The following is a 1,300-nucleotide window of genomic DNA, read 5'->3' as shown; positions in this document are numbered from 1 at the left end:
ACAAGCCGTACGGGCAATTAGTACTGGTTAGCTTAATGCATTACTGCACTTCCACACCCAGCCTATCAACGTCCTGGTCTCGAACGACCCTTCAAGGAGCTCAAGGCTCCGGGAAATCTCATCTCAAGGCAAGTTTCCCGCTTAGATGCTTTCAGCGGTTATCTCTTCCGAACTTAGCTACCCGGCAATGCCACTGGCGTGACAACCGGTACACCAGAGGTTCGTCCACTCCGGTCCTCTCGTACTAGGAGCAGCCCCCTTCAAATTTCCAACGCCCACGGCAGATAGGGACCAAACTGTCTCACGACGTTTTAAACCCAGCTCACGTACCACTTTAAATGGCGAACAGCCATACCCTTGGGACCGGCTACAGCCCCAGGATGTGATGAGCCGACATCGAGGTGCCAAACTCCCCCGTCGATATGAACTCTTGGGAGGAATCAGCCTGTTATCCCCAGAGTACCTTTTATCCGTTGAGCGATGGCCCTTCCATACAGAACCACCGGATCACTATGTCCTACTTTCGTACCTGCTCGACTTGTCGGTCTCGCAGTTAAGCACGCTTATGCCATTGCACTATTAGCACGATGTCCGACCGTACCTAGCGTACCTTCGAACTCCTCCGTTACACTTTAGGAGGAGACCGCCCCAGTCAAACTGCCTACCATGCACTGTCCCCGATCCGGATAACGGACCAAGGTTANTCGCAGTTAAGCACGCTTATGCCATTGCACTATTAGCACGATGTCCGACCGTACCTAGCGTACCTTCGAACTCCTCCGTTACACTTTAGGAGGAGACCGCCCCAGTCAAACTGCCTACCATGCACTGTCCCCGATCCGGATAACGGACCAAGGTTAGAACCTCAAACAAACCAGGGTGGTATTTCAAGGATGGCTCCACGAACACTGGCGTGTCCGCTTCAAAGCCTCCCACCTATCCTACACAGATTGGTTCAAAGTCCAATGCAAAGCTACAGTAAAGGTTCATGGGGTCTTTCCGTCTAGCCGCGGGTAGATTGCATCATCACAAACATTTCAACTTCGCTGAGTCTCGGGAGGAGACAGTGTGGCCATCGTTACGCCATTCGTGCAGGTCGGAACTTACCCGACAAGGAATTTCGCTACCTTAGGACCGTTATAGTTACGGCCGCCGTTTACTGGGACTTCAATCAAGAGCTTGCACCCCATCATTTAATCTTCCAGCACCGGGCAGGCGTCACACCCTATACGTCCACTTTCGTGTTTGCAGAGTGCTGTGTTTTTATTAAACAGTCGCAGCCACCAGTTTATTGCAACCC

1 rRNA gene is annotated in these 1,300 nt (G+C 52.1%); it reads right to left on the bottom strand.

What is annotated here, in order from left to right:
* A 23S ribosomal RNA gene (locus QWL29_RS26495) occupies positions 1-1,300 on the bottom strand; the annotation flags it as partial.

Source organism: Massilia brevitalea (genome assembly GCF_030711405.1).
GTDB classification, from domain to species: domain Bacteria; phylum Pseudomonadota; class Gammaproteobacteria; order Burkholderiales; family Burkholderiaceae_D; genus Telluria; species Telluria brevitalea.
Note: the sequence above shows the minus strand (reverse complement) of the source record. Positions and strands in the feature narration are given on the sequence as shown.